20 protein-coding genes are annotated in these 20,056 nt (G+C 35.6%); 9 read left to right on the top strand and 11 right to left on the bottom strand.

Annotation, left to right across the window (positions count from 1 at the left end; genetic code table 11):
- Positions 1–5 precede the first annotated feature (5 nt).
- From FZ940_RS05240 to ccoG, 11 genes are all read right to left on the bottom strand, one after another.
- Positions 6–3,551 carry an Mbeg1-like protein gene (locus FZ940_RS05240; protein ID WP_187422139.1) on the bottom strand — a complete coding sequence of 1,182 codons (3,546 nt, stop codon included), beginning with the start codon at positions 3,549–3,551 and terminating at the stop codon, positions 6–8.
- Complete coding sequence (locus FZ940_RS05235) at positions 3,552–4,175, bottom strand: tRNA 2-selenouridine synthase (protein ID WP_148821797.1); 624 nt, start codon at positions 4,173–4,175, stop codon at positions 3,552–3,554.
- A 147-nt stretch (positions 4,176–4,322) separates the two neighbouring features.
- A complete protein-coding gene (locus tag FZ940_RS05230) occupies positions 4,323–4,460 on the bottom strand; it encodes a diadenosine tetraphosphate hydrolase (RefSeq protein WP_085657902.1) in 138 nt (45 codons plus the stop codon).
- Positions 4,461–5,186, bottom strand: coding sequence for a tRNA 2-selenouridine synthase (locus FZ940_RS05225; RefSeq protein WP_262367600.1), 726 nt, complete (start codon positions 5,184–5,186; stop codon positions 4,461–4,463).
- A gap of 27 nt (positions 5,187–5,213) precedes the next feature.
- Positions 5,214–5,441, bottom strand: coding sequence for a hypothetical protein (locus FZ940_RS05220; protein WP_021090435.1), 228 nt, complete (start codon positions 5,439–5,441; stop codon positions 5,214–5,216).
- A 16-nt stretch (positions 5,442–5,457) separates the two neighbouring features.
- Entirely contained in the window at positions 5,458–6,840 is a 1,383-nt protein-coding gene (locus tag FZ940_RS05215; RefSeq protein ID WP_148821795.1) for an efflux transporter outer membrane subunit, read from the bottom strand.
- Positions 6,830–9,955: an efflux RND transporter permease subunit gene (locus tag FZ940_RS05210; protein WP_148821793.1), complete on the bottom strand. Its 3,126-nt coding sequence runs from the start codon at positions 9,953–9,955 to the stop codon at positions 6,830–6,832. Before FZ940_RS05210 ends, FZ940_RS05215 begins: the two co-directional genes overlap by 11 nt.
- A gap of 10 nt (positions 9,956–9,965) precedes the next feature.
- The gene (locus FZ940_RS05205; protein ID WP_148821792.1) at positions 9,966–11,126 is read right to left on the bottom strand and encodes an efflux RND transporter periplasmic adaptor subunit; all 1,161 of its coding nucleotides are present in this window, start codon (positions 11,124–11,126) and stop codon (positions 9,966–9,968) included.
- A 108-nt stretch (positions 11,127–11,234) separates the two neighbouring features.
- A complete protein-coding gene (locus tag FZ940_RS09740; protein ID WP_316246150.1) occupies positions 11,235–11,612 on the bottom strand; it encodes a TetR/AcrR family transcriptional regulator C-terminal domain-containing protein in 378 nt (125 codons plus the stop codon).
- A 41-nt stretch (positions 11,613–11,653) separates the two neighbouring features.
- The gene (locus FZ940_RS09735; protein WP_316246149.1) at positions 11,654–11,866 is read right to left on the bottom strand and encodes a TetR/AcrR family transcriptional regulator; all 213 of its coding nucleotides are present in this window, start codon (positions 11,864–11,866) and stop codon (positions 11,654–11,656) included.
- A 30-nt stretch (positions 11,867–11,896) separates the two neighbouring features.
- On the bottom strand, positions 11,897–13,222 hold the full coding sequence (gene ccoG / locus FZ940_RS05195) for a cytochrome c oxidase accessory protein CcoG (protein ID WP_148821791.1): 1,326 nt from the start codon (positions 13,220–13,222) through the stop codon (positions 11,897–11,899).
- 138 nt (positions 13,223–13,360) lie between these two features.
- Between ccoG and rpsU the strand changes: the two genes are divergently transcribed.
- The 9 genes from rpsU to FZ940_RS09530 form a co-directional block, all read left to right on the top strand.
- Positions 13,361–13,573, top strand: coding sequence for a 30S ribosomal protein S21 (rpsU, locus tag FZ940_RS05190; protein ID WP_009294994.1), 213 nt, complete (start codon positions 13,361–13,363; stop codon positions 13,571–13,573).
- A 103-nt stretch (positions 13,574–13,676) separates the two neighbouring features.
- On the top strand, positions 13,677–14,309 hold the full coding sequence (locus FZ940_RS05185; protein ID WP_148821789.1) for a DNA-binding protein: 633 nt from the start codon (positions 13,677–13,679) through the stop codon (positions 14,307–14,309).
- Positions 14,306–14,923 carry a UPF0323 family lipoprotein gene (locus FZ940_RS05180; RefSeq protein WP_148821788.1) on the top strand — a complete coding sequence of 206 codons (618 nt, stop codon included), beginning with the start codon at positions 14,306–14,308 and terminating at the stop codon, positions 14,921–14,923. Before FZ940_RS05185 ends, FZ940_RS05180 begins: the two co-directional genes overlap by 4 nt.
- 3 nt (positions 14,924–14,926) lie before the next feature.
- Complete coding sequence (locus FZ940_RS05175; RefSeq protein ID WP_148821786.1) at positions 14,927–16,108, top strand: glutathionylspermidine synthase family protein; 1,182 nt, start codon at positions 14,927–14,929, stop codon at positions 16,106–16,108.
- Between the two features lie 2 nt (positions 16,109–16,110).
- Positions 16,111–17,046 (top strand): D-2-hydroxyacid dehydrogenase, encoded by a 936-nt coding sequence (locus tag FZ940_RS05170; RefSeq protein ID WP_148821784.1) that lies wholly within the window; start codon positions 16,111–16,113, stop codon positions 17,044–17,046.
- Positions 17,046–17,804 carry a hypothetical protein gene (locus FZ940_RS05165; protein WP_148821782.1) on the top strand — a complete coding sequence of 253 codons (759 nt, stop codon included), beginning with the start codon at positions 17,046–17,048 and terminating at the stop codon, positions 17,802–17,804. Before FZ940_RS05170 ends, FZ940_RS05165 begins: the two co-directional genes overlap by 1 nt.
- Before the next feature lie 16 nt (positions 17,805–17,820).
- Entirely contained in the window at positions 17,821–18,318 is a 498-nt protein-coding gene (locus FZ940_RS05160; protein ID WP_148821781.1) for a YajQ family cyclic di-GMP-binding protein, read from the top strand.
- 337 nt (positions 18,319–18,655) lie between these two features.
- Positions 18,656–19,447, top strand: a complete 792-nt coding sequence (locus FZ940_RS05155) for a YegJ family protein (protein WP_148821779.1) — start codon at positions 18,656–18,658, stop codon at positions 19,445–19,447.
- Positions 19,448–19,498: 51 nt separating this feature from the next.
- Positions 19,499–20,056, top strand: a 558-nt coding sequence (locus tag FZ940_RS09530) for a hypothetical protein (RefSeq protein WP_222861999.1), incomplete at its 3' end; no start/stop codon positions are given.

Below are 20,056 nucleotides of genomic sequence, written 5' to 3'. Positions count from 1 at the left end.
ATTTATCAACTAACAAGCATTACAAAGCTAGTTGTGTTTATGTCATTTGTATAGCCACTATCTAGCCCTTTAGCTATCTCAAGCTCTATGCTTTTAGCTCCAGTTGGAGACATAAAAACATAAGTGTAAGTACGTCTATTCTTTTCTATATTAGAACTATTAAATTCATCTAAACTGGCAAAAAAGCCTACCCCACTTTCCGGGCTATTTGCCTTTTTGTAGTTCTCTTTATCAAGAGAGCTAAAATTCTTTGGAACTACAAATATCAAATTCAGTTTATCCACTCCATATCTTAGTTTAAATTCTTTGATGTCATAACGCTTATCGTCATAATTATCCGCTAAAAGAGCCTTTAAATTCTTATCCTCTACGTCTCTTCCCTCATCTAAATTGAGTTTGATCTTGCTAAAGCCATTTTTATCTTCAAATTTTTTATCAAATAGATAATAGGTAGTTACCAAAAGATTATCTATTTGAGAAGCAAAAGCTTTTATATGAAGTCTGATCAATGGCTTATTTAAATTTGGATTTTGTACGGCAAGGTTATTATTCTCAAACATAGGATTACTTAAACTATGCTCTAGTTTAAGTTTATTCTCTTTTTTTATGCACCTTAGTGAAGAGCCGGTGTTGCTTAGGCAGTTTGGCACTAGATCTTGCATTACAGCGTAGTGATCATTCATACTTTTTAGACTAAGTGCTGATCTTGGCACATAAGCTACTACGACGCATGGGATCCTAGCTGAGCAGCCTACTATCGGCGAGTTTATAAAATCAACATCAAGTATCACGCCTTGTTCGTCTGATCTTATGCTCCTACCTGCCCTACTTTTTAAGATCACATGACCGCCATGTGGGCAAATGATAGTGTCATCCTCTATGACAGGGCATGAAGTCGCAGTAGATGAAATTTCTTTAGATTGATTATCTTTTTGTAAATTTTGCCTTTGATTTAAATTTGAAAGAGCCTCTTTAGTCTTTTTGCTCATTGGTTTTAGATTGATATTTAGACTCTTATTTAATAGTGAATAATTTAATATATTTGCTTGAGAATTTCTATAAGCAACATTTAGCCTTCCTATATCTTTATCCTCATCTCTTGGCTGATGAGTAAAATTTAGAGGTATATTCTCATCACTATTATATTTTTCGTCTTTAAAATAAAGTGGATAATCCTCCTCTTCATTGGCTTTAGACAAAAGAGCAGAGTTTAGATATATTCTTTGATTCATATTTTTACTATCTAGCTTAAATATCTCCTTTAATACCTCAACATCGACTATACTTTTATCTACTGCACTTACACTAAGAGTATCGTTATTTTTATAAAAGATACTTCCCACGCTCTCATTCATAAGAGCTTTTATATCATCGGTTGCTACTTTATTATTGTAAGCCACATCATCATTATTTTGAGCGGATTTATTATTGGCTATTACTATGGCTTCATCGCTAGAGCTTATGTCATTAGAGTCTATGCTAGCTAAAAAATTTTCATTTTCTTTTAGCTTTGCTAGATCCGCATATTTTAGATTTATTATGCTCTTTAGCATATCTATTCTATCTTTTACAAAGATGCTAGCCTCTGCTATATCCACTCTATTATCTCGTAGTATCGTTATATTTTTATAGATGTTTTTGCTATAAGAGAAGTATTTACCAAGCTCATTTACATCTATCTTTTTTTCAAATACAAATAAATTCAAAGCACAAATAGCCACTAGCATATCTATATCATCGGCTCTAGCATCACTTACTATCTTTGTCGCATCTAGTTTATCTAGATCATCTATATCTAGTATCTTTACTAGATGTGCTTCTTTGTTGCTATTTTTATCTATGTTGCTGCCTAAATTTTCTATTATATACCCGACCATATCTTGCTTGAAATTTTCATCACTAAATTTGCCATATTCGTAAAAGAGATTTAAATAAGCATAAAAGATATATAAAGGCGTATCTAGCATAGAAGCATCACTTATATCATCTATATTTACATCCAAATTTAACTTCGATCTTATGCATTTTAGTTTAAATTTAAGCGACTGGATATATTCATTTAGATAATCAAATGCTTCAGCTATATCTTTACCTTCTATCTTGGCTTCATTTTCTTTGTTTTCCAAGAGATAGCACAACATATATAAAACCAAAACACTCTCTTTTAAAAAGTGAGATCTAATTAATATATTCACCAAGTGTCTATTCTCGGTATTTTCATACTTTACTTCGCCAGTTGTATCTATGCCTAGCTTATAGCCTAGATCAGATATGACTGAAAAGGTAGGCTCTATCAAAACAGCTACATCTTTTGAAAAGCTATCTTCATCTCTATTTATACTTTGCTTAACGCTCTCTACGTGATGTATCTCTATGTCTATGTCTTTTTCTTTGCTAGCCTTATTTATATTGGAGCTCACTTTTTTATCTGCAAGAGTCTTTTGAGCTTGTTCATTATTTTTAACTACATCTACGTATTCATCTACGCTGCTCTTATCATCTTTAAAGCCAAACATCCCTTTTATCTTATTAAAGACTGAGCCTACCATCTTTCCTATAAAGCCATCTTTGTCTATGACTCTTGCTATCCATCTTGCACCTTTTGCTATGGCTTTGGCTACAAAGCTAAGAAGCCTTAAGCTCCAAGTAAAAGCTGAAGCTAATATACCACCATAAATTCCTGGAGCGTTATAAGTATAAAGTTCTTTTACTCCGCTATCTTTAAAGGTTACTGCATATATTTGAGCCAGATGACCTCCTAATGAGTGACCTGATAGGATGATGTCTTTGGCGGTGTTATCTAAGCCACTTAAGTTTTGACTATGAGAATTTATAGCTTCTTGCATAGAGGATTGAAGTGATTTTAAGGCAGATATTTGCATAAGCGCTCTTGATGTGATAGCCATAAAGGCATCATCTAAGAGATCATTTATTTTCATCTCTGTTCCTCTAAAGCCTATTATATAGTTTGACTTAAGCGTATCATAAAATATAGTTGAGCTAAAACCTGATTTTTGATTAGGTATGTGCTTTACTAGCTCATAGCGATTGACAAATAGTTTTGTGCGAGGAGAGAGGGATTCAGGGGCGTAGAAAATTTTAGGATTAGCTTTATTACCATTTTTATCAGTTGGAGTTGTAATAAATCTTTTAACATTATTTTCTAATTTTTTTGGTTTTTCATTTTCTTCACCATTGGGATCTTTTATAAATTTATCTGACATAAATCTAGCTTCTATGCAAAGGGCATAAGCAGTAGGTTCACCAAATTTTTTACCGTTGTTCTTTGCTTTCTCAGAAAGCTCCTCTATTGTGCCTCCCTTGGTAATATCATCCGCATATCTCCAAATAGGCTTTTTCTTTTCGTCTTCTCTATAAGAATTTACGATATTTTCAGGGACATTATCTTTACCAAATTTATCATAAAGCTCATCAAGTCCATTTCTTTCATTCTCAAATACATTATGAAGCATTGCATAACTTGCATCAGCTATATCAATATAGTCTTTAAAGCAATTTATTAGCTCTTTATTTGATTTTTTAGTTTGCACTTACTTGTCCTTGTTTGCTTTTATAAATTTATTATTTATTAGAATGAATTTGTTTCCACCTGGTATAAAAATTCTCTCTTCATCTTTAAATCTAATTCCCATTCCCTCATCACCAAATAGTCCATATTTAGTTTTATAGTATGTATAAGACATTGATAATTCAATAGGTACTATTTGATTATTATCTTCATAGAAGCCTACTAATATTGGTCTATTTGGTGACTTTTTATAGTTATCATTGCCCATAAGCTCTTTTATTTTACTTATATACTTTTCAGGGATTTCTGCTTTTTTACCAGTATCTCTTTCATAATCTAGCCAACTAGTATAATATTTTTTACCATTTGAGAGGGTTTGAGGGAATTTTTGATCCATGATTTCTAAGTCAGCTCTTTTAAAATTCCTTTTATTATTTTTAAAGAAATCATCCATATAATCGCTTCTTTCTTTTTCTCTTCTCTCTATCTCATCAACAAATTTTTGATTAAATATATATACTCCACCATATTGTTTAGCTAAGTTTTCTAGTTCAGAGTTACTTATCTTTTTATTTGCTTGATTAGCTGAGCAAGCTATTAAGAATATACTTGTTAGAAGTAAGAGTGTTATAGCTAGAAATTTCATTAATTATCCTTTTGTGTTTGAAATTTTAGTTTGGATATTTTATTGTTATTGTATTTATAATATTATTAATTTATTATGTGCTGTTTGGGGTTTATTAAAATTTATTATGCAGATAAAAATTTATTTCAAGTATTTTTATAGCTTAGTTCATTTATCATAAAGCTCATCAAGTCCATTTCTTTCATTCTCAAATACATTATGAAGCATTGCATAACTTGCATCAGCTATATCAATATAGTCTTTAAAGCAATTTATTAGCTCTTTATTTGATTTTTTAGTTTGCACTTACTTGTCCTTGTTTGCTTTTATAAATTTATTATTTATTAGAATGAATTTGTTTCCACCACTTACTGGAACTATACTTTTTTTACTAAAGCTTATTCCCATTCCTTCATCTCCAAATAAGCCATATTTAGTGCTATATGTTTCATAACAAACATCTATGCTTATAGGAACTATTTCTCCATTATCATCTACATATAATTTTCCTAAATCTAAATATGGTTTTTCTTTGTTAAAATTTTCTAAACCTATAAACTCAATTATTTTATTTATATAGACTTCAGAAGTTTTGGCTTTCTTACCAATTTGGTTTTCATAATCTATCCAACGAGTGTAGTATTTTTTACCATTTGAGAGGGTTTGATCCATTTTTGGATTATCATAAAACTCTGTTTTTAAAATTTCTCTCATTTTTTGATTTCTTTCATTTTTATTAGGTATTGTCTTTATTCTCTCTAAAATTTCTTTTCTTTTACTATCTCTTATTTGTTCTTGTCTCTCTATCTCTTTCTCAAATTTCTCATCAAATATATATACTCCACCATATTGTTTAGCTAAGTTTTCTAGTTCAGAGTTACTTATCTTTTTGTTTGCTTGATTAGCTGAGCAAGCTATTAAAAATATACTTGTTAGAAGTAGTAATATAAATGCAGTAAATTTCATAAATAAATTTTTAAAATAAACAATCAAAAATCTAAGAATTTCACATAATGAAGTCAAGAAGTTCATCTAAGGATTTTATCCTTAGATGAAAGATTAAGATTTTTTGATCGCTCTAATAGGAATAACAAATATCGCTGCGATCACATAAAAAGCAATACAAAAAACAGCTGCCATCATAAATATCTCACCGATATCATAAAAGCTTGACTCAAGTCTAAATGTATCAACGTAATTTATCGCAAACCATAATGCTACGCCAAGAGCGATAGCAAAAACAAAAAATCCCCAAGAAAACAAGAAATTTAATATCTTAGTTCCCAATTTCTCTCCTTTTTAATTATTTTTCTAACTTAAAACCGCCACCAAAAGCCCTATATACTTCGACTACACTATCGACCTCATCAAGCTTTGCTGAGACGTCTTGTAATTTTGCTTGAAGTAAATTTCTCTCCGCATCAAGAAGCTCTAAATGTCCAATGTAGCCAGCGTCATATTGCTCTTTGGCAAGCGAGTAAATTCTTTGTTGGGATTTTAGCAAATTTTTCACTTGTTCCAAAGAAATTTTTGCATTTTGCCTTGAAACAAGCGCATCTCTTACTTCGCCAAGAGCCGATTTTACCGCGGCTTCATAATTAACAGCAGCAATTTGTTCATTTGTTTTAGCCACTGCGACATTATTTTTTGTCCTACCAAAATCAAAAATTTTCTGTGCTAAAGAGCCACCTATGCTCCACGTATTGGCATTTCCAACAAAGATATTTTCAAAATCAATACTTGAAAAGCCAAAAAGTCCAGTTAGTGAAATGCTTGGAAAATACTCAGCCCTTGCAACACCAACAAGAGCATTTGTAGCTTTTAAATCAGCCAGTACTTTTGCCACGTCGCTTCTTCTTAGCAAAATTTCAGAGCTAATGCCAGCACTTATCTCGGGAGAAGCTGGTAAATTTTGCGAGCTAGCAATAGCTCCACTTAAAATTTCATTATTACTTTTACCAGTCAAGATGGCTAGTGAGGTAATAGCTTTTGACTTTGCATTTAATATAGAAGTAAGATTGGTCTTAGCGCTTTCTACTGCTGTCTTACTTTGCAAATAAGTCATCTCATTTATACTTCCAAGATCAAGCTGTGTTTTGCGAAGTGCTAGTGTGTCTTCATAGGTTTTTAAAGTCTCTCTTAGCACAGCTTCTTGCATATTTAACGAAACTAACGCAAAGTAGCTTTTTGCAACACTTGAGCTGATACTTAGTCTCGCACTATCGTAGTCAAATTTGGTTGCATTTAGGCTTTCTTCAGCTGCTGCTACATTATTTCTTACCTTACCCCAAAGATCGATCTCATAATTTAATCCTAAATTTATATCTGATTTTCTATAACGAGCTTGTGGTTGTTTAGTATATGTTTCACCGCTACTTTTTGCTTTTTCGTAGCCTATATTTAAATTTATACTAGGAAGCAAATCCGCCTCAGCTACGCCAAGGCTTGCTTTTGCTTTCTCTAAATTTAAATAAGCAATACGTAAATTTGTATTTTTCTCAAGTGCGCTTTCGACTAGAGAATTTAAATTTTCATCGTTAAATTCTCTCCACCAAAGATCCCTTATATCGCTTGCCTCATAAGTATAAGTAGATGTGAAATTTGTATCTACATTTGGCATATCTGGACGAAATGAGCAACCAGCTAAAAACGCCGCCGTTATAAGTATAAACGCCTTATTTTTCATCTTTTTTTGCTCCCTTTTTCCAGTATTTCTCATTTAAATTTTCAAGCAAATAGTAAAACATTGGCACGAAAAATATCGCTATCGTTGTTGATGCGATCATACCACCAACCACGCCAGTTCCTAATGAGTGGCGAGATGCAGCGCCCGCACCTGTGCTTATAACCATAGGAAATACGCCAAGCGTAAATGCTATCGAAGTCATTACGATAGGTCTAAAACGAAGTCTAGCTGCATTTATCGCTGAGTCAAATATACTCTTTCCGCTATCACGCTCTTGCATAGCAAATTCTACGATCAAAATGGCGTTTTTAGCCGCCAGACCGATGAGTAGCAAGAGCCCGATCTCAAAGTAGATATCGTTTGTTAGCCCTCTTATCCAGACTGCGAGCAATGAGCCAAATACCGCAAATGGCACGGCTGTGATAACCGCAAGTGGAATGAGCCATCTTTCGTACTGAGCTGCAAGGATCAAAAAGACAAAAATCATACCAAAGATAAAAGCAACCGTGCCTGTTCCTTGAGAATTTACCTCTTGATACGCCGTTCCAGCCCAGCTTATAGCGTAGTCCTCACTGCTTAGCGTGTCATTTACGACCTCTTGGATCGCTCTTATCGCATCGCCTGACGTGTAGCCAGGTTTTGGATCACCCATGATCTTAGCTGATGGAAATAGGTTAAATCTATCAACAATATCAGGTCCAATCGTTCTTGTAAGCGTTGCTACTGAATTTAGTGGCACCATGCCGCCATCATATGAGCGAACAAAAATTTTTCTTAGATCCTCTGGATTATTTCTAAAACTTTCCTCAGCTCTTGCATATACTCGGTAAGATTTACCAGCAAGATTGAAGTCATTTATATAGTAAGAGCCAAAAGTAGCTGCTACCGTGCTAAAAATTTCGCTCTCACTTACGCCAAATAATTTAGCTTTTTCTTTATCAACTGTTATCTTAAACTGACGATAATTTGTCTCAAGCGTAGTTCTGACATTTGTTAGTTCAGGCCTTGCATTAGCTATTGCTGATACTTTTCTAGCGTCTGCTTCTATCTCGTTGTAACTCTTGCCGCTTTTATTTTGTAGATACATCTCAAAGCCACCAGTCATTGAAAGACCCATGATAGGTGGTAAATTTACAACGAATGTCATTGAGTTTTTTGAGCCCCAAAGCATACCATTAAACTGGCCAGCTAATGTATCAGCTCCATTGTTAGCGCCTTTTCTCTCACTCCAATCTTTTAGCTTTATAAAGCTAACGGCTGAATTTTCCCTAAGCGAGCTAGCTAGTATGTCATAACCCGCAAAAGCCATAGTGAACTCAACATTTGGATTGCTTAAAATGGCGTTGCTAATCGAGACTACTTCTTCTTTTGTCTTTAGCATATTTGTTGAAGGCGGAAGCGAAGTGATAACCATCAAAGCGCCCTTGTCTTCTGAAGGCACAAGCCCTTTTGGCATAGCATCAAATAGCTTATAAGTGGCAAATCCTAAAATACCAATTACAATAAAGCTAATAATAATATGCCTTAAAATTTTAGCCACTCCGGCCGTAAAGAGTCTGGTGCTAAAGTCAAAGAAGTCGTTAAATTTCTGAACTATCCAAAATGGCTTGCTCTCTTGCTTTTTAAGCATAACCGCACAAAGTGCTGGCGTAAGTGTAAGAGCAACAAAGCCTGAGATACAAACAGAAACAACAAGTGTTAGAGCAAACTGCTTTTGTATAACGCCTACAAAGCCCTCCATGAAAGAGACTGGCACGAAAACTGCGCAAAGCACGAGTACGATAGAGATAACTGGGGTTTGCACCTCCTCCATCGCCTTAAATGTTGCATCTTTTACACTTATGTCTTTATCTTCATGTAAAATTCTCTCGACGTTTTCTATGACGATAATAGCGTCATCTACGACGATACCGATGGCAAGAACTAAGGCAAAAAGTGTAATCAAATTTATACTAAAATCCATCACATAAAGTCCGCCAAATGTACCTATGATAGATACTGGCACGGCAAGCATCGGAATGATAGTCGCACGAAAACTTTTTAAGAAAAAGTACATTACGATTAAGACGAGTATCATCGCTTCAATGAAAGTTTTTATAACCTCATCAATTGAAACATCTATAAATTCTGTTGGATTGTAAGCTATGGTGTGCTCTAGTCCAACAGGATAAGTTTTCTTTAGCTCGTTAAGCTTTTCTTTTACAGCATTTGCGGTAGCAAGAGCATTCGCATCGTTTTGCAAAAATAGCAAAAGAGGAATAGCTGGTTTGCCGTTTAACATCGCGTCGTTAGCATAGCTAGCTGCTCCAAGCTCTATGGTAGCTACATCTTTTAGCTTCAACACTGATCCATCGGAACTTTTAATTATTATATCGCCAAACTGAGCTGCATTTTTAAGACGTCCATCGGTACGAACAGAATAAACATAAGGATTACCACCATCCGATGGCTGTTCGCCTATCTTGCCAGCAGCGTATTGTGAGTTTTGAATTTTTACTTGAGAAATGACGTCGCTTGGAGTTAGTTTAAAATGAGCTAGTCTATCTGGCTTTAGCCAAATTCTCATAGAATACTCTTTAGTGCCTATCAATACTGTATCGCCTATACCACTAACCCTTTTTATCTCATCAGCAATATTTAAATTTACATAGTTATATAGTTCGATCAAATCCATATTTGGATTTGTAAAGCCAACAACTTGAAGGATCGAGCCACTTCTTTCGCGTACCGTTACGCCCATATTTTGCACTTCTTGGGGCAATCTTGAAAGAGCTGCTTGCACGCGGTTATTTACATCGATCGTAGCTTGTTTTGACGATGAGCCGATCTTAAAATATACGCTTATGTTCATAGTACCAGCAGAGCTTGAGGTGCTTTGCATATAGAGCATATTTTCAACGCCATTTATCTGATCTTCGATCGCACTTGCGACTGAATCAGCGATAGTCTGTGCATCAGCACCGCTATATGTCGCACTTACAGAGACAGTAGGCGGTGTAAGACTTGGATACTCCTCTATAGGAAGCCCCTTGATACCCATAAGACCTGCTATAACTATGATGATAGATATAACAGTTGCAAATATCGGGCGGTTTATGAAAAATCTTGAAAACATCTATCTGCCTTTACTTGCTACTTGTAGCATTTACATCTTTGCTGTTTATAAATTCCGCACTTAGGTCTTTATCAGTTTCAACTGGTGCACCAACTCCAATTTTAAGGAAGTTGTTAATTATTATCTTATCACCCTCTTCAAGACCTTCAGTGACTGCTACCATATTTTTTGTTTGATATCCTGTTTTTACATTTTTTTGGCTTACTTTGCCATCTTTTACAACTAAAACATAAGAGTTTGTAGCGCTTTGTTGAAGGGCAACTTGTGGGATGTTAAAGGCATTTTTTTGAACAAATCCGCTCATCTTTATATGACCAAATGCACCTGGTAAAATTTTACCTTCACTATTATCAAAACTAGCCTTTGCCAAAACGCTACCAGTTGCAGTATTTACGACGTTATCTATAAAATTTACTTTACCATTAAAATTTTCGCCATTGACACTTAACACAGCATCACTATTTAGCTGCTGCCATGAGCCGTTATCCAAATTTGTCTTTCTAGTTAGATTATCCACATCAGCGATATAAAATTCTGCTTCAATAGGATTTATTTTTGTAAGTCTTACAAGTTTTGTTTGGTTTGCTATGACAAGTGAGCCAACATCTACTTGATTATCGCCCACTACGCCGTCAAATGGTGCTGTGATAGTTGTGTAACTAAGATCGATTTTTGCATTTTTTAAATTTGCTTTTGCGCTTACTAAATTCGCATTTGCAATGTCATAGGCTGCAACTGCTGCGTCATAGTCTTTTTGAGAGACTGCACTTTTCTTATAAAGGGCAGAAATTCTTTTAAACTCAGTCTCAGCATTTTTTAAATTTGCATTTGCTACGCCGACAGCTGCATCAAGTGAGTCAAAGCTAGCTTGATATTTTTCTGGATCTATTAAAAATAACTTATCGCCCGCTTTTACTTTACTTCCTGGCTTGAAAAACTGCTTTATTATAGTTCCGCCAACTTTTGGATAGATAATAACATCTTGACTACTTACAACCGTTGCGGTGTAATCAAAACTAATAGGTATGTCTGTTTTTTGTGCGGTAAAAATATCCACATGAGATAGCGGCATATGCTGACCTGTTGCCGCTTTATTCTCTTTATTTTCAAAACAACCACTTAGAAATAAAACTGCAACCGAAAGCACAAGAGCACTTTTAAAATTTGCCATAAAAACCTCTCTTAATTTTAAATTTTAATATCATATTTAGTTTTTGTAATAATTGTTACAAAAATTTAAAGTTCTCGATTCTATTAGAAAACAAATAAAAAGTCAATTTTATTTTTTACTAATTCCATTTAAAAACAACTCAACACACAAGCCAACATGCTTTTTACGCTCTCTTTCACTAAGCTTTGGTTCTTCATTTATCAAAAGCGAATCGTAGTAATAAGCCCCAATCACACTTTGTATAAAGTACTTCGCAGCAAATTTGGCTGAAAATTTTGAATCAAGCTTGGCTTTTACCTCATCTCTTTCAAAGAAATTTATAAGCACAAGATCGATCTTTTTTAAAATTTGATCCAAAAACGTCTTACCAAGTTTACCACCATTTTTAGAACCCTCACTCATCATTATCCTGCCAAGAGAGATATGCCTTTTGCTGCAAACGATAGAAAATATTATGGTTGCAAATTTGGTTAAAAACTCCTCCAAGCTATGAGAAATTTTAAGATCTATCCTCTCATCGATCTCTTTTATAAGGCTATCCTATCTATCTCTTGCTCAACGATCGCCTCAAAAAGCCCCTCTTTGTTCTCAAAAAACGTGTAAATGCTAGAAAGTGATCCGCCACTTATCGCTACGATGTCACTTAAGCTTGTCTTTTCATATCCTTTTTCTAAAAATAGCTCAAGTGCTGTTTTTACGATAAGTTCGTATCTTTTTTTACCCTTTTCTGAGATCGCCATCTTATTTCCTGTTAAATTTTTGCCATTTTATCATCTTTTAGGATAGATAAAAGTACTTTGTCTTTGCACGCTGATAGCTGGCTCGTCAGTGGCATAGGCTTTTATATTTATATGTTTTAAAAGATCTTTATCGCTTAAATTTTCATTTTTTGATTTTAGCGTGACAATGACTCGTTGTTTTGCGCCAGCTTTTAATGTAAATGGCTTATTTGGGCGAGAAATTTCTATATTCTTATCATCTACTTCAAAGTAAAAGGCATGCTCTTTATTTTGTGTGTTTTGCACCAAAAATACGTAAGAATTTTCAACTTCATTTTCACCTAAAATTTTATAAAGCTCACTTGTTCTATTTATATTTAAAAGCATGCTTTCTTTTTTGCCACTCATCAATACCCCAGCTATTAAGACAATGCCCAAAATGACAAGATAAGCAACCGTTCTAAAGCGTAAAATTTTGACTCTTTTTTGCTCTTTTATAGATTTTATACTTCTCCACTCAATAAGCGAGCTTTCATCAAAATGCTTCATCACCTTAGCGCAAGCATCGCTACACTCTAGACAATTTATACATTCAAGCTGCATACCTTTTCTTATATCAATGTGCGTTGGGCATATCCTCACGCACGCCTCGCAGCCAGTACACAGTGCGCCCTCTTCTTTTGGCTTTTTAAATTTCTCTTTTCCGTTATAGATTACGCCGCCTCTTTTTTGATTGTAAATAACTTGGATAGTGTCGTTATCAAACATCACTGATTGCACCCTAGCGTAAGGACAGACATAAATGCAAAAATTTTCTTTTAAAATAATGACATCATAAACTAACCAAATAGCGATAACAAGCCAAAATGCAAGCAAAACTCCATGTTCGCTTGGCTCTTTTAAATAAGCAAAAAAATCAAGCGGTGGCACAAAATACCATAAAAAATTTGCCGAAATAATAAGAGCTAAAATACACCAAATTCCAACTGCTAAAGCACGCTTTAAAATTTGTCCTTTTGGCTCATTTTGCTTATTTTGGATATTTTTTCTGATCTTTAAAATTTTAGTTTGCAAAAGGTCACGAAATATCGTTCTAAAAATAGTTTGCGGACAGCTCCAACCGCACCAAACGCGCCCTGCAAGTGTCGTTAGAAAAAATATGCTTAAGAACAAAATGATAAACAAAAATGGCAACAAATAAAGCTCTTGCATATCAAATTTTGTAAAAAAGAGATCAACTCTACTTTTATCAAAACTTAGCAAAAATAGCTGTGCATCATTTACTCTGATAAATGGCAAAACAAAGACAAATAGCGTAATACAGGCAAAAAAAATGTAACGCCTCTTGGCGTAGCTAAGATGAAAATCCTTTGACATAATAAGCCTTTTTTGAAATTTTATGATTATAAAGCTTATGGCATTAAAAGAGTTTTAAAAAAAAATAGTTAAAAGCTTAAATTTATGAAAATTAAACTATACTCACGGCTTATTTTAATCTGAAAGGTGGTGAGGACGTTGCCTGGTATTAAGGTACATCCTAACGAGTCATTTGACGAGGGTTACAGAAAGTTTAAAAAACAAACTGACCGTAACTTAGTAGTAACTGAAGCAAGAGCTAGACGCTTCTTTGAGCCTAAAACTGAGATCCGCAAAAAACAAAAAATTGCAGCTCGCAAGAAAATGCTTAAACGTCTTTATATGCTTAGACGCTACGAGTCAAGACTCTAAAACCAAGACAAAGAGGGCTTTGCTCTCTTTGTTTAACTCTTCTTTTAGCCTTATTTTTTTATAATCAAAGCAAATTTTTTATTTTATTTTAAACGGAAATTCGATGCAAAAGCTAGCTATAAACGAAGCTGCAGAAATTTTAGGCATAACAAAAGAAGCAGTCTACAATAGAATCCGCCGTGGTTCGATAAATACAGTCATTGAAAATGGCACAAAATTTGTCATCCTTGATGAAAAACCAAGTAGCGAAAAAGCCGCAAAATCCGCTCCAAAAAGCACAAAAACCAAATCCCAAAATGATGAGTTTGTAAATTATTTGCTAAATGAGTTAAGAGAGTTAAAGAGTTTAAATTTAAACTTGCAAGCCGATAAAGATAGGCTTTTTAAAGAAAAAGAGCAGATGCTAATCGAGCGAAAAAATGAAATTTTGCAAATTTATAAGGACAGAGATGAGAAACTCATGCAGTTTCTAAATGCCATGCAAAGGCCGCTTTTAGCACAAAAAAATGATGATATGCCAAATAATGAAGCGATAGAGGCTGAGATAGAAAATGAGTCAAAATGGATAAATTTAAGTGAATTTTTAAAGGAGCTAAATCTAAAACCAAAGGCAACGAAAAAAGCCAGTGAAAAGATAATAAAAGCGATACACCACTCAAAATTTATAAAATTTAAACGAGGCGTGATACTTGTTAGAAAAAATAAAAATTTAAAAGAGTTGATAGGAGAGATATGAAACACATTAAAAAAATAGCTACTTATGCTGCGGTGGGCGGTTTTGGTGCGATCATTATGGCTGGTCTTGCTGGCTGCGGAAGCGACGATAGCGGTAACGAAAATGCACTAAATGAAGTTGCGCAAAAAAACGGTGCCTTTGTCATCATCGAAGAGAGCGCACCTGGTGTTTATAAAATTTTAGAAGAGTATCCAAGTACTGAAACTAGAGTTGTGCTAAAAGATATCAACGGCACTGAGCGTGTGCTAAGCAAAGACGAGATCGATAAGCTCCTAGCTCAAGCAAATGCAAATATCGACAATGGCACTTCAAATTTAACAAAAACGAGTGACGCACAGCTAAGTAGCGGCAGTCTAAGCCTTGGTGAGACGATACTTGCCTCAGCAGCCGGTGCGATACTTGGTAGCTGGATAGGTAGCAAGCTTTTTGGAAATCAAAATTTCCAAGCTACTCGTCAAAATTCTTACAAAAATCCAAGCGCATACACAAGAAGCGTTGATAGCTTTAATAAGCAAAAAGCAGCAAATTCTGCTGCAAGAAGCAGTGGCGGCAAGAGTGGATTTTTCGGTGGTGGCTCAAAATCAAGCTCTAGCTCATCAAGCTTTGGAGGCTGAAAAATGATAAATTTAAGAAAAATCACCCCATTAAACAACGAATTTATGGAGAAAATCGGCTTTGCATGGCATACAGATAACGATAACAGCTCATATATCGCAGATGAGATCGTACAGGTGAAAGCAAGCGAGGCGGATGCTTACTACGAAGCGGCAAATGAGCTATACGATATGTATGTAAATGCCGCTCAGTACGTCATTGACAATAACCTTTTTCACGAGATAGGCATACCATTTAACCTCGTTGATAGTATCAAAAATAGCTGGGAAAATGACGTTCACTGGCACCTTTACGGCAGATTTGATCTAGCAGGTGGGCTTGATGGCAAGCCGATAAAACTGATAGAATTTAACGCCGATACGCCAACAGCTATCTTTGAGACAGCGATCATTCAGTGGGCCATGTTAAAGCTAAATCACATGGATGAAGCAGAGCAATTTAATAACCTTTACGAAGCTCTAAAGCAAAATTTTAAACGCCTTATCACTCTTGGCGACGATAATGTAAATTTCGAGGAAGTTTACGAGGGTTGGGGGATACTCTTTAGCTCTATCGCTGGCAGTATCGAGGATGAGCAAACCGTGAAATTACTGCAATACATCGCAAAAGAGGCCGGCTTTAAAACCGACTTTGCCTACGTTGATGAGGTCGTTTTTAACGATGATGAGGGCATTTTTAAAGGTGATGAAAATTTCGAGTACTGGTTTAAGCTTGTGCCTTGGGAGAGCATAGCGATCGATGAGGGCGAGCTAGCACTCATACTTTCAAATATCATCAAAAACCAAAAAGCCATTATCATAAATCCAGCCTACACACTACTTTTCCAAAGTAAGGGAATTTTAAAAATTCTTTGGGATCTTTATCCAAATCACCCGCTCTTGCTAGAAACCTCAAACGAGCCACTAAAAGGCAAAAAATATGTGAAAAAGCCGGTATTTGGCAGAGAAGGAGCTAACGTCTCAATACACGATGAAAACGGTGCGCAAATAGCAAGTAACGAGGGCGAATACGACTCAAATAAAGCCATTTATCAAGAATTTTACGAGTTTAATCAAGACGAGAGAGGCGATAACTACCAAGCAGGCGTATTTTACGCTTATGAAGCGTGTGCGCTTGGATATAGAAAGGGCGGCAAAATTTTAGATAACTACTCTAAATTTGTAGGACATTTCATTAAGGACTAAAGATGAAAATCGTTTGTTTAGACGCGGCCACGCTGGGAGAGAACGTAGATCTTAGTGTTTTTAAGAAATTTGGCGAGTTTATCAGCTATCAAAAAACAAAAAGCGAAGAGATCGTGCCTCGTCTAAAGGGCGTTGATGTGGTCATCACAAACAAGGTCATCATCGACAAAGCCGTGATGGAGGCGACAAATTTAAAGCTCATTTGTATAAGCGCAACTGGCATGAATAATGTCGATCTAGAGCATGCAAAAGTTAAAAATATAGCTGTTAAAAACGTCGCTGGCTACTCAACCGCAAGCGTCGTGCAACACACGTTTGCGATGCTTTTTGAGCTAACAAATCACATCAAATTTTATGACGAATACGTTAAAAGCGGAGAGTGGGTGAAGAGTGAAATTTTTACCTATCTTGGCGCAGATATCAGCGAGATCGCTGGCAAAGAATTTGGCATCATCGGACTTGGCGAGATAGGTCGTGGCGTGGCGGTAGTGGCGCGTGCATTTGGCGCAAATGTGAGCTATTACTCGACAAGTGGAGCAAATAAAAATAGTGAATTTAAGCAAAAAAGCTTAGATGAGCTACTAAGAAACAGCGACATCATCAGCATCCATGCACCGCTAAATGAAAAAACTAGAAATTTACTGGGCGCAAACGAGATAAATTTGCTAAAAGATGATGCGATAGTGCTAAATTTAGGACGCGGCGGCATAGTAGACGAAGTAGCGTTGGCAAGAGCGATAGATGAGAGAAATTTACGCTTTGGCACCGACGTTTTAGAAAGTGAGCCAATGAGCGAAAATAGCCCATTTTTAAATGTAAAAAATAAAGAAAATCTACTCATCACACCGCACGTGGCATGGGGTAGCTTGGAGGCTAGAAAGACGCTCATCGCAAAGATCGTCGCAAACATCGAAAATTTCATCAATGAGAGCAGATAATGGGCTATGATATAAGCTATCACGCCATTAGCGAAGATGAAATTTCAAAGTGGTATTTTGAGGCACTTGAGCTTGCAAAGACTGATAAATTTGACGAGGTTTTAGCACTTGCTAGCAAGGCTGGTGTAGAGGAATTTTACGCGCAAAAGTACAAAGATACGCTAAGCGCTGCGTTACAGTATAAAGACGATGAAATTTTTAACAAAACTCACGGCTTTTGTATCGCCGTCACGCAAGGATTTTTTAGAAAGTATTTCTACACTCGGGGCACAGCGCTAAGCTCTTTGGCGCAGCAAAACGAGAAATTTAAAAACTACATCAGCAACTGGCGAGAAATTTTACCAAGCGATTTTTTGGATAAATTTAGTGGCGAAATTTATAATGAGATCACCGAAAACTACTGTTGTGGCGCTTATGTAAACGCTAAAAACGTAGCTAAACTAAAGGCTGACTATGAAGCAGGTGGTGAGATAAAAGATGCGATTGATGGCTTTTACGCTCAAAATTTACCTGTCTTTTTAGATGCTCTAAACTACGCATACGAGCTAGAAATAGGCCTGCTCGAGGCCACTGAGGTCGTGGAGCCAAATCCACTTGATCTAAACAAATCAAGCTCATATTCAAATCTCTTTAACTGCGATCCAAATGGGGCTATCATCTACGCACAGACCGCTGTGCAACAGATTGGAGAGGCAGTAGAGCAAGAAGAGACTGGCAAAAAGTCGATTTTTGAGAAGATCAAAGGGCTATTTAAATAAATTTGAAAGGATAAAAATGGCAACCGAACATAGCTTTGATATAAGTGCTGAGGTCGATATGATGGAGGTTAAAAACGCTCTTGAGACGGCAAAAAAAGAGATCGCGGCGAGATATGACTTTAAGGGGCTTGCGACTGAGGTAGAGCTAAATGAAAAAGAGAAATTTATCACGCTTCTTAGCTCAAGTGACAACAAGATCGATGCATTAAAAGACATCGTGATCTCAAAGCTCATCAAGCGCAACATCCCACCAGTAGCGATCACAGAGACAAAAAGAGAGCCAGCGAGTGGTGGAAATTTAAAGGCGACACTAAAGCTAAATGACACACTTGATGGTGAAAACTCAAAAAAGATCACCAAAGCGATCAAAGACTCAAAGATCAAGGTGAGCGCGCAGATCAGGGGCGAAGAGATCAGAGTGACAAGCAAAAGCATAGATGACTTACAGGAGTGTATAAAGCTGGTTAGGGGGTTAAATTTAGAACTTCCAATAAGCTTTAAAAATCTAAAATAATGACCCCTCGTGAGCGCCTTTAAATGAGCTAGAAAAAATCTCGCTCCGCAGGCTATATGCCTAGCGCACGCTTAGTTTTTCGTCGCAACATTTAAATCCATCTCACGATATTTTTGTTTAAATTTGAAGTTGGTAGGCTAAATTTTTGAAATCGCCTCGCCTAATTTTACGAAATGACTGCGCGACTTTTATATTTAAAATTTTGTAGGATTTTGGGCTAGATTTGCGAAATTTCGTATGATTTTGTATCTAAAATTTGTCTAATTTATGAGTGAAATTTATCTTATCATTTTGCATTCAAATTTGATCTATCTAAAATGAAAAATAAGGACAAAAAATGAGCTTTTTTAAGAAAATTCTCGGCAAACAAATCGATCTTGGCAAGCAAATGCCAATCTATTTTGTAAGTAGCGACGAAGACTATATGCAGCGTGCGTTTGAGCAGGCCAGAGAGAGCTTTAGATATTTTTGGCGTGAGGTTTACTGGGAGCGCCGCAGGATCGTACCAGCACTTGACTATGCAATGGTAAAAATTTGCTTTTTAGATGTCGTAAATGGCGAAGAAGTCGGAGAACACATGTGGATAGACGATGTGGAATTTGACGGCGAAACGATATATGGCACGCTAGTAAACGAGCCTGACGCCGTGCGAAACGTGAAAGTAGGCGATCAAGTAAGCGCGAAGATAGATGAGATGAGCGACTGGCTCTTTGCGATAGATGGACGTGCATACGGCGGATTTAGCGTGCAGGCGATGCGCTCACGCATGCAAAAGAAAGAGCTAAAAGAGCACGATAAAGAGTGGGGGCTTGATTTTGGCGATTTTAACGATATCTTGGTAGTTTACGAGCAAAAAGAACACCCTGAGAATTTGATAGAGCATCCAATGAGTAAAAATACATATGAGCAAGTAAAGCAATATATAAAAGAACACCCAAATATGGTCACGAACGCTGATGAGTTTGGCTATACGCAGCTTCACAACGAGGCGATCGCTGGAAATTTAAATCTTGTAAATCTCTTGCTAGAAAACGGCGCTGATAAAAATACCCGCACAAAAAGTGGCAAAACGGCAGCTGATTTTGCTAAGATTTTGGGCTGGAGCGAAATCGAAAATGTACTTAAATAGCAAGTTTTTATAAAATTTTAGGATTTAAATTGAGTTATCAAGATATTTTAGATGAAAGAAAAAGGCGGGCTAGTAAGACTTATCAAAAAAAGCCATATTGAAATTCTTTTAAAATTTCATCCACTGATACTAACTGGTGTTAGTTTAGCTAGTATGATTTGTTATTTTGTATATTTTAGTCTCTTTATTGGATATTTTCCAGTTTTAAGTAATTCTGATATTTTTCATGTCGGAGCATTATTGTTTTTTGTTGTAGCTATTTTTACTATTTTTATTATATTGCCCATAATGCTTTATCCTGGACATATAAGATACTCCCTCAGATATAAAAATGGTGAATATTTTTCACTTTTTTTATTATCTTTATCATTTCCTCTAGCACTATTAACTACTTTTATTATAAGTATAGCTTTCTATATAGATGCAAAAGGCGTACTATTTACTTTTATGGTTTTTTTAGCATTATCATATTTGTTATCGTGTATTACAATATGGATCAAGGGAAAAATATTGGAAAGAGTATTTGCTCTTTGTATGATAATGTGGCTCGCTTATATTTTTATTTTAATATTTTTGTCGAATTTTCAAACTAATCTAATTTCTATTTTG

It is taken from the genome of Campylobacter concisus, from assembly GCF_902460415.1.
GTDB lineage: Bacteria > Campylobacterota > Campylobacteria > Campylobacterales > Campylobacteraceae > Campylobacter_A > Campylobacter_A concisus_Y.
Note: the sequence above shows the minus strand (reverse complement) of the source record. Positions and strands in the feature narration are given on the sequence as shown.

What these genes read in the sequence shown, in the direction of transcription:
- FZ940_RS05210 (WP_148821793.1), bottom strand. Translation starts at nt 9,955, where the DNA reads ATGTTTTCAAGATTTTTCATAAACCGCCCGATATTTGCAACTGTTATA.
- FZ940_RS05225 (WP_262367600.1), bottom strand. Translation starts at nt 5,186, where the DNA reads ATGAACTTCTTGACTTCATTATGTGAAATTCTTAGATTTTTGATTGTT.
- FZ940_RS05160 (WP_148821781.1), top strand. Translation starts at nt 17,821, where the DNA reads ATGGCAACCGAACATAGCTTTGATATAAGTGCTGAGGTCGATATGATG.
- FZ940_RS05155 (WP_148821779.1), top strand. Translation starts at nt 18,656, where the DNA reads ATGAGCTTTTTTAAGAAAATTCTCGGCAAACAAATCGATCTTGGCAAG.
- FZ940_RS09735 (WP_316246149.1), bottom strand. Translation starts at nt 11,866, where the DNA reads ATGGCGATCTCAGAAAAGGGTAAAAAAAGATACGAACTTATCGTAAAA.
- FZ940_RS05185 (WP_148821789.1), top strand. Translation starts at nt 13,677, where the DNA reads ATGCAAAAGCTAGCTATAAACGAAGCTGCAGAAATTTTAGGCATAACA.
- FZ940_RS05165 (WP_148821782.1), top strand. Translation starts at nt 17,046, where the DNA reads ATGGGCTATGATATAAGCTATCACGCCATTAGCGAAGATGAAATTTCA.
- FZ940_RS05215 (WP_148821795.1), bottom strand. Translation starts at nt 6,840, where the DNA reads ATGAAAAATAAGGCGTTTATACTTATAACGGCGGCGTTTTTAGCTGGT.
- FZ940_RS05205 (WP_148821792.1), bottom strand. Translation starts at nt 11,126, where the DNA reads ATGGCAAATTTTAAAAGTGCTCTTGTGCTTTCGGTTGCAGTTTTATTT.
- FZ940_RS05175 (WP_148821786.1), top strand. Translation starts at nt 14,927, where the DNA reads ATGATAAATTTAAGAAAAATCACCCCATTAAACAACGAATTTATGGAG.
- FZ940_RS05170 (WP_148821784.1), top strand. Translation starts at nt 16,111, where the DNA reads ATGAAAATCGTTTGTTTAGACGCGGCCACGCTGGGAGAGAACGTAGAT.
- FZ940_RS05180 (WP_148821788.1), top strand. Translation starts at nt 14,306, where the DNA reads ATGAAACACATTAAAAAAATAGCTACTTATGCTGCGGTGGGCGGTTTT.
- ccoG (WP_148821791.1), bottom strand. Translation starts at nt 13,222, where the DNA reads ATGTCAAAGGATTTTCATCTTAGCTACGCCAAGAGGCGTTACATTTTT.
- FZ940_RS05235 (WP_148821797.1), bottom strand. Translation starts at nt 4,175, where the DNA reads ATGAAATTTCTAGCTATAACACTCTTACTTCTAACAAGTATATTCTTA.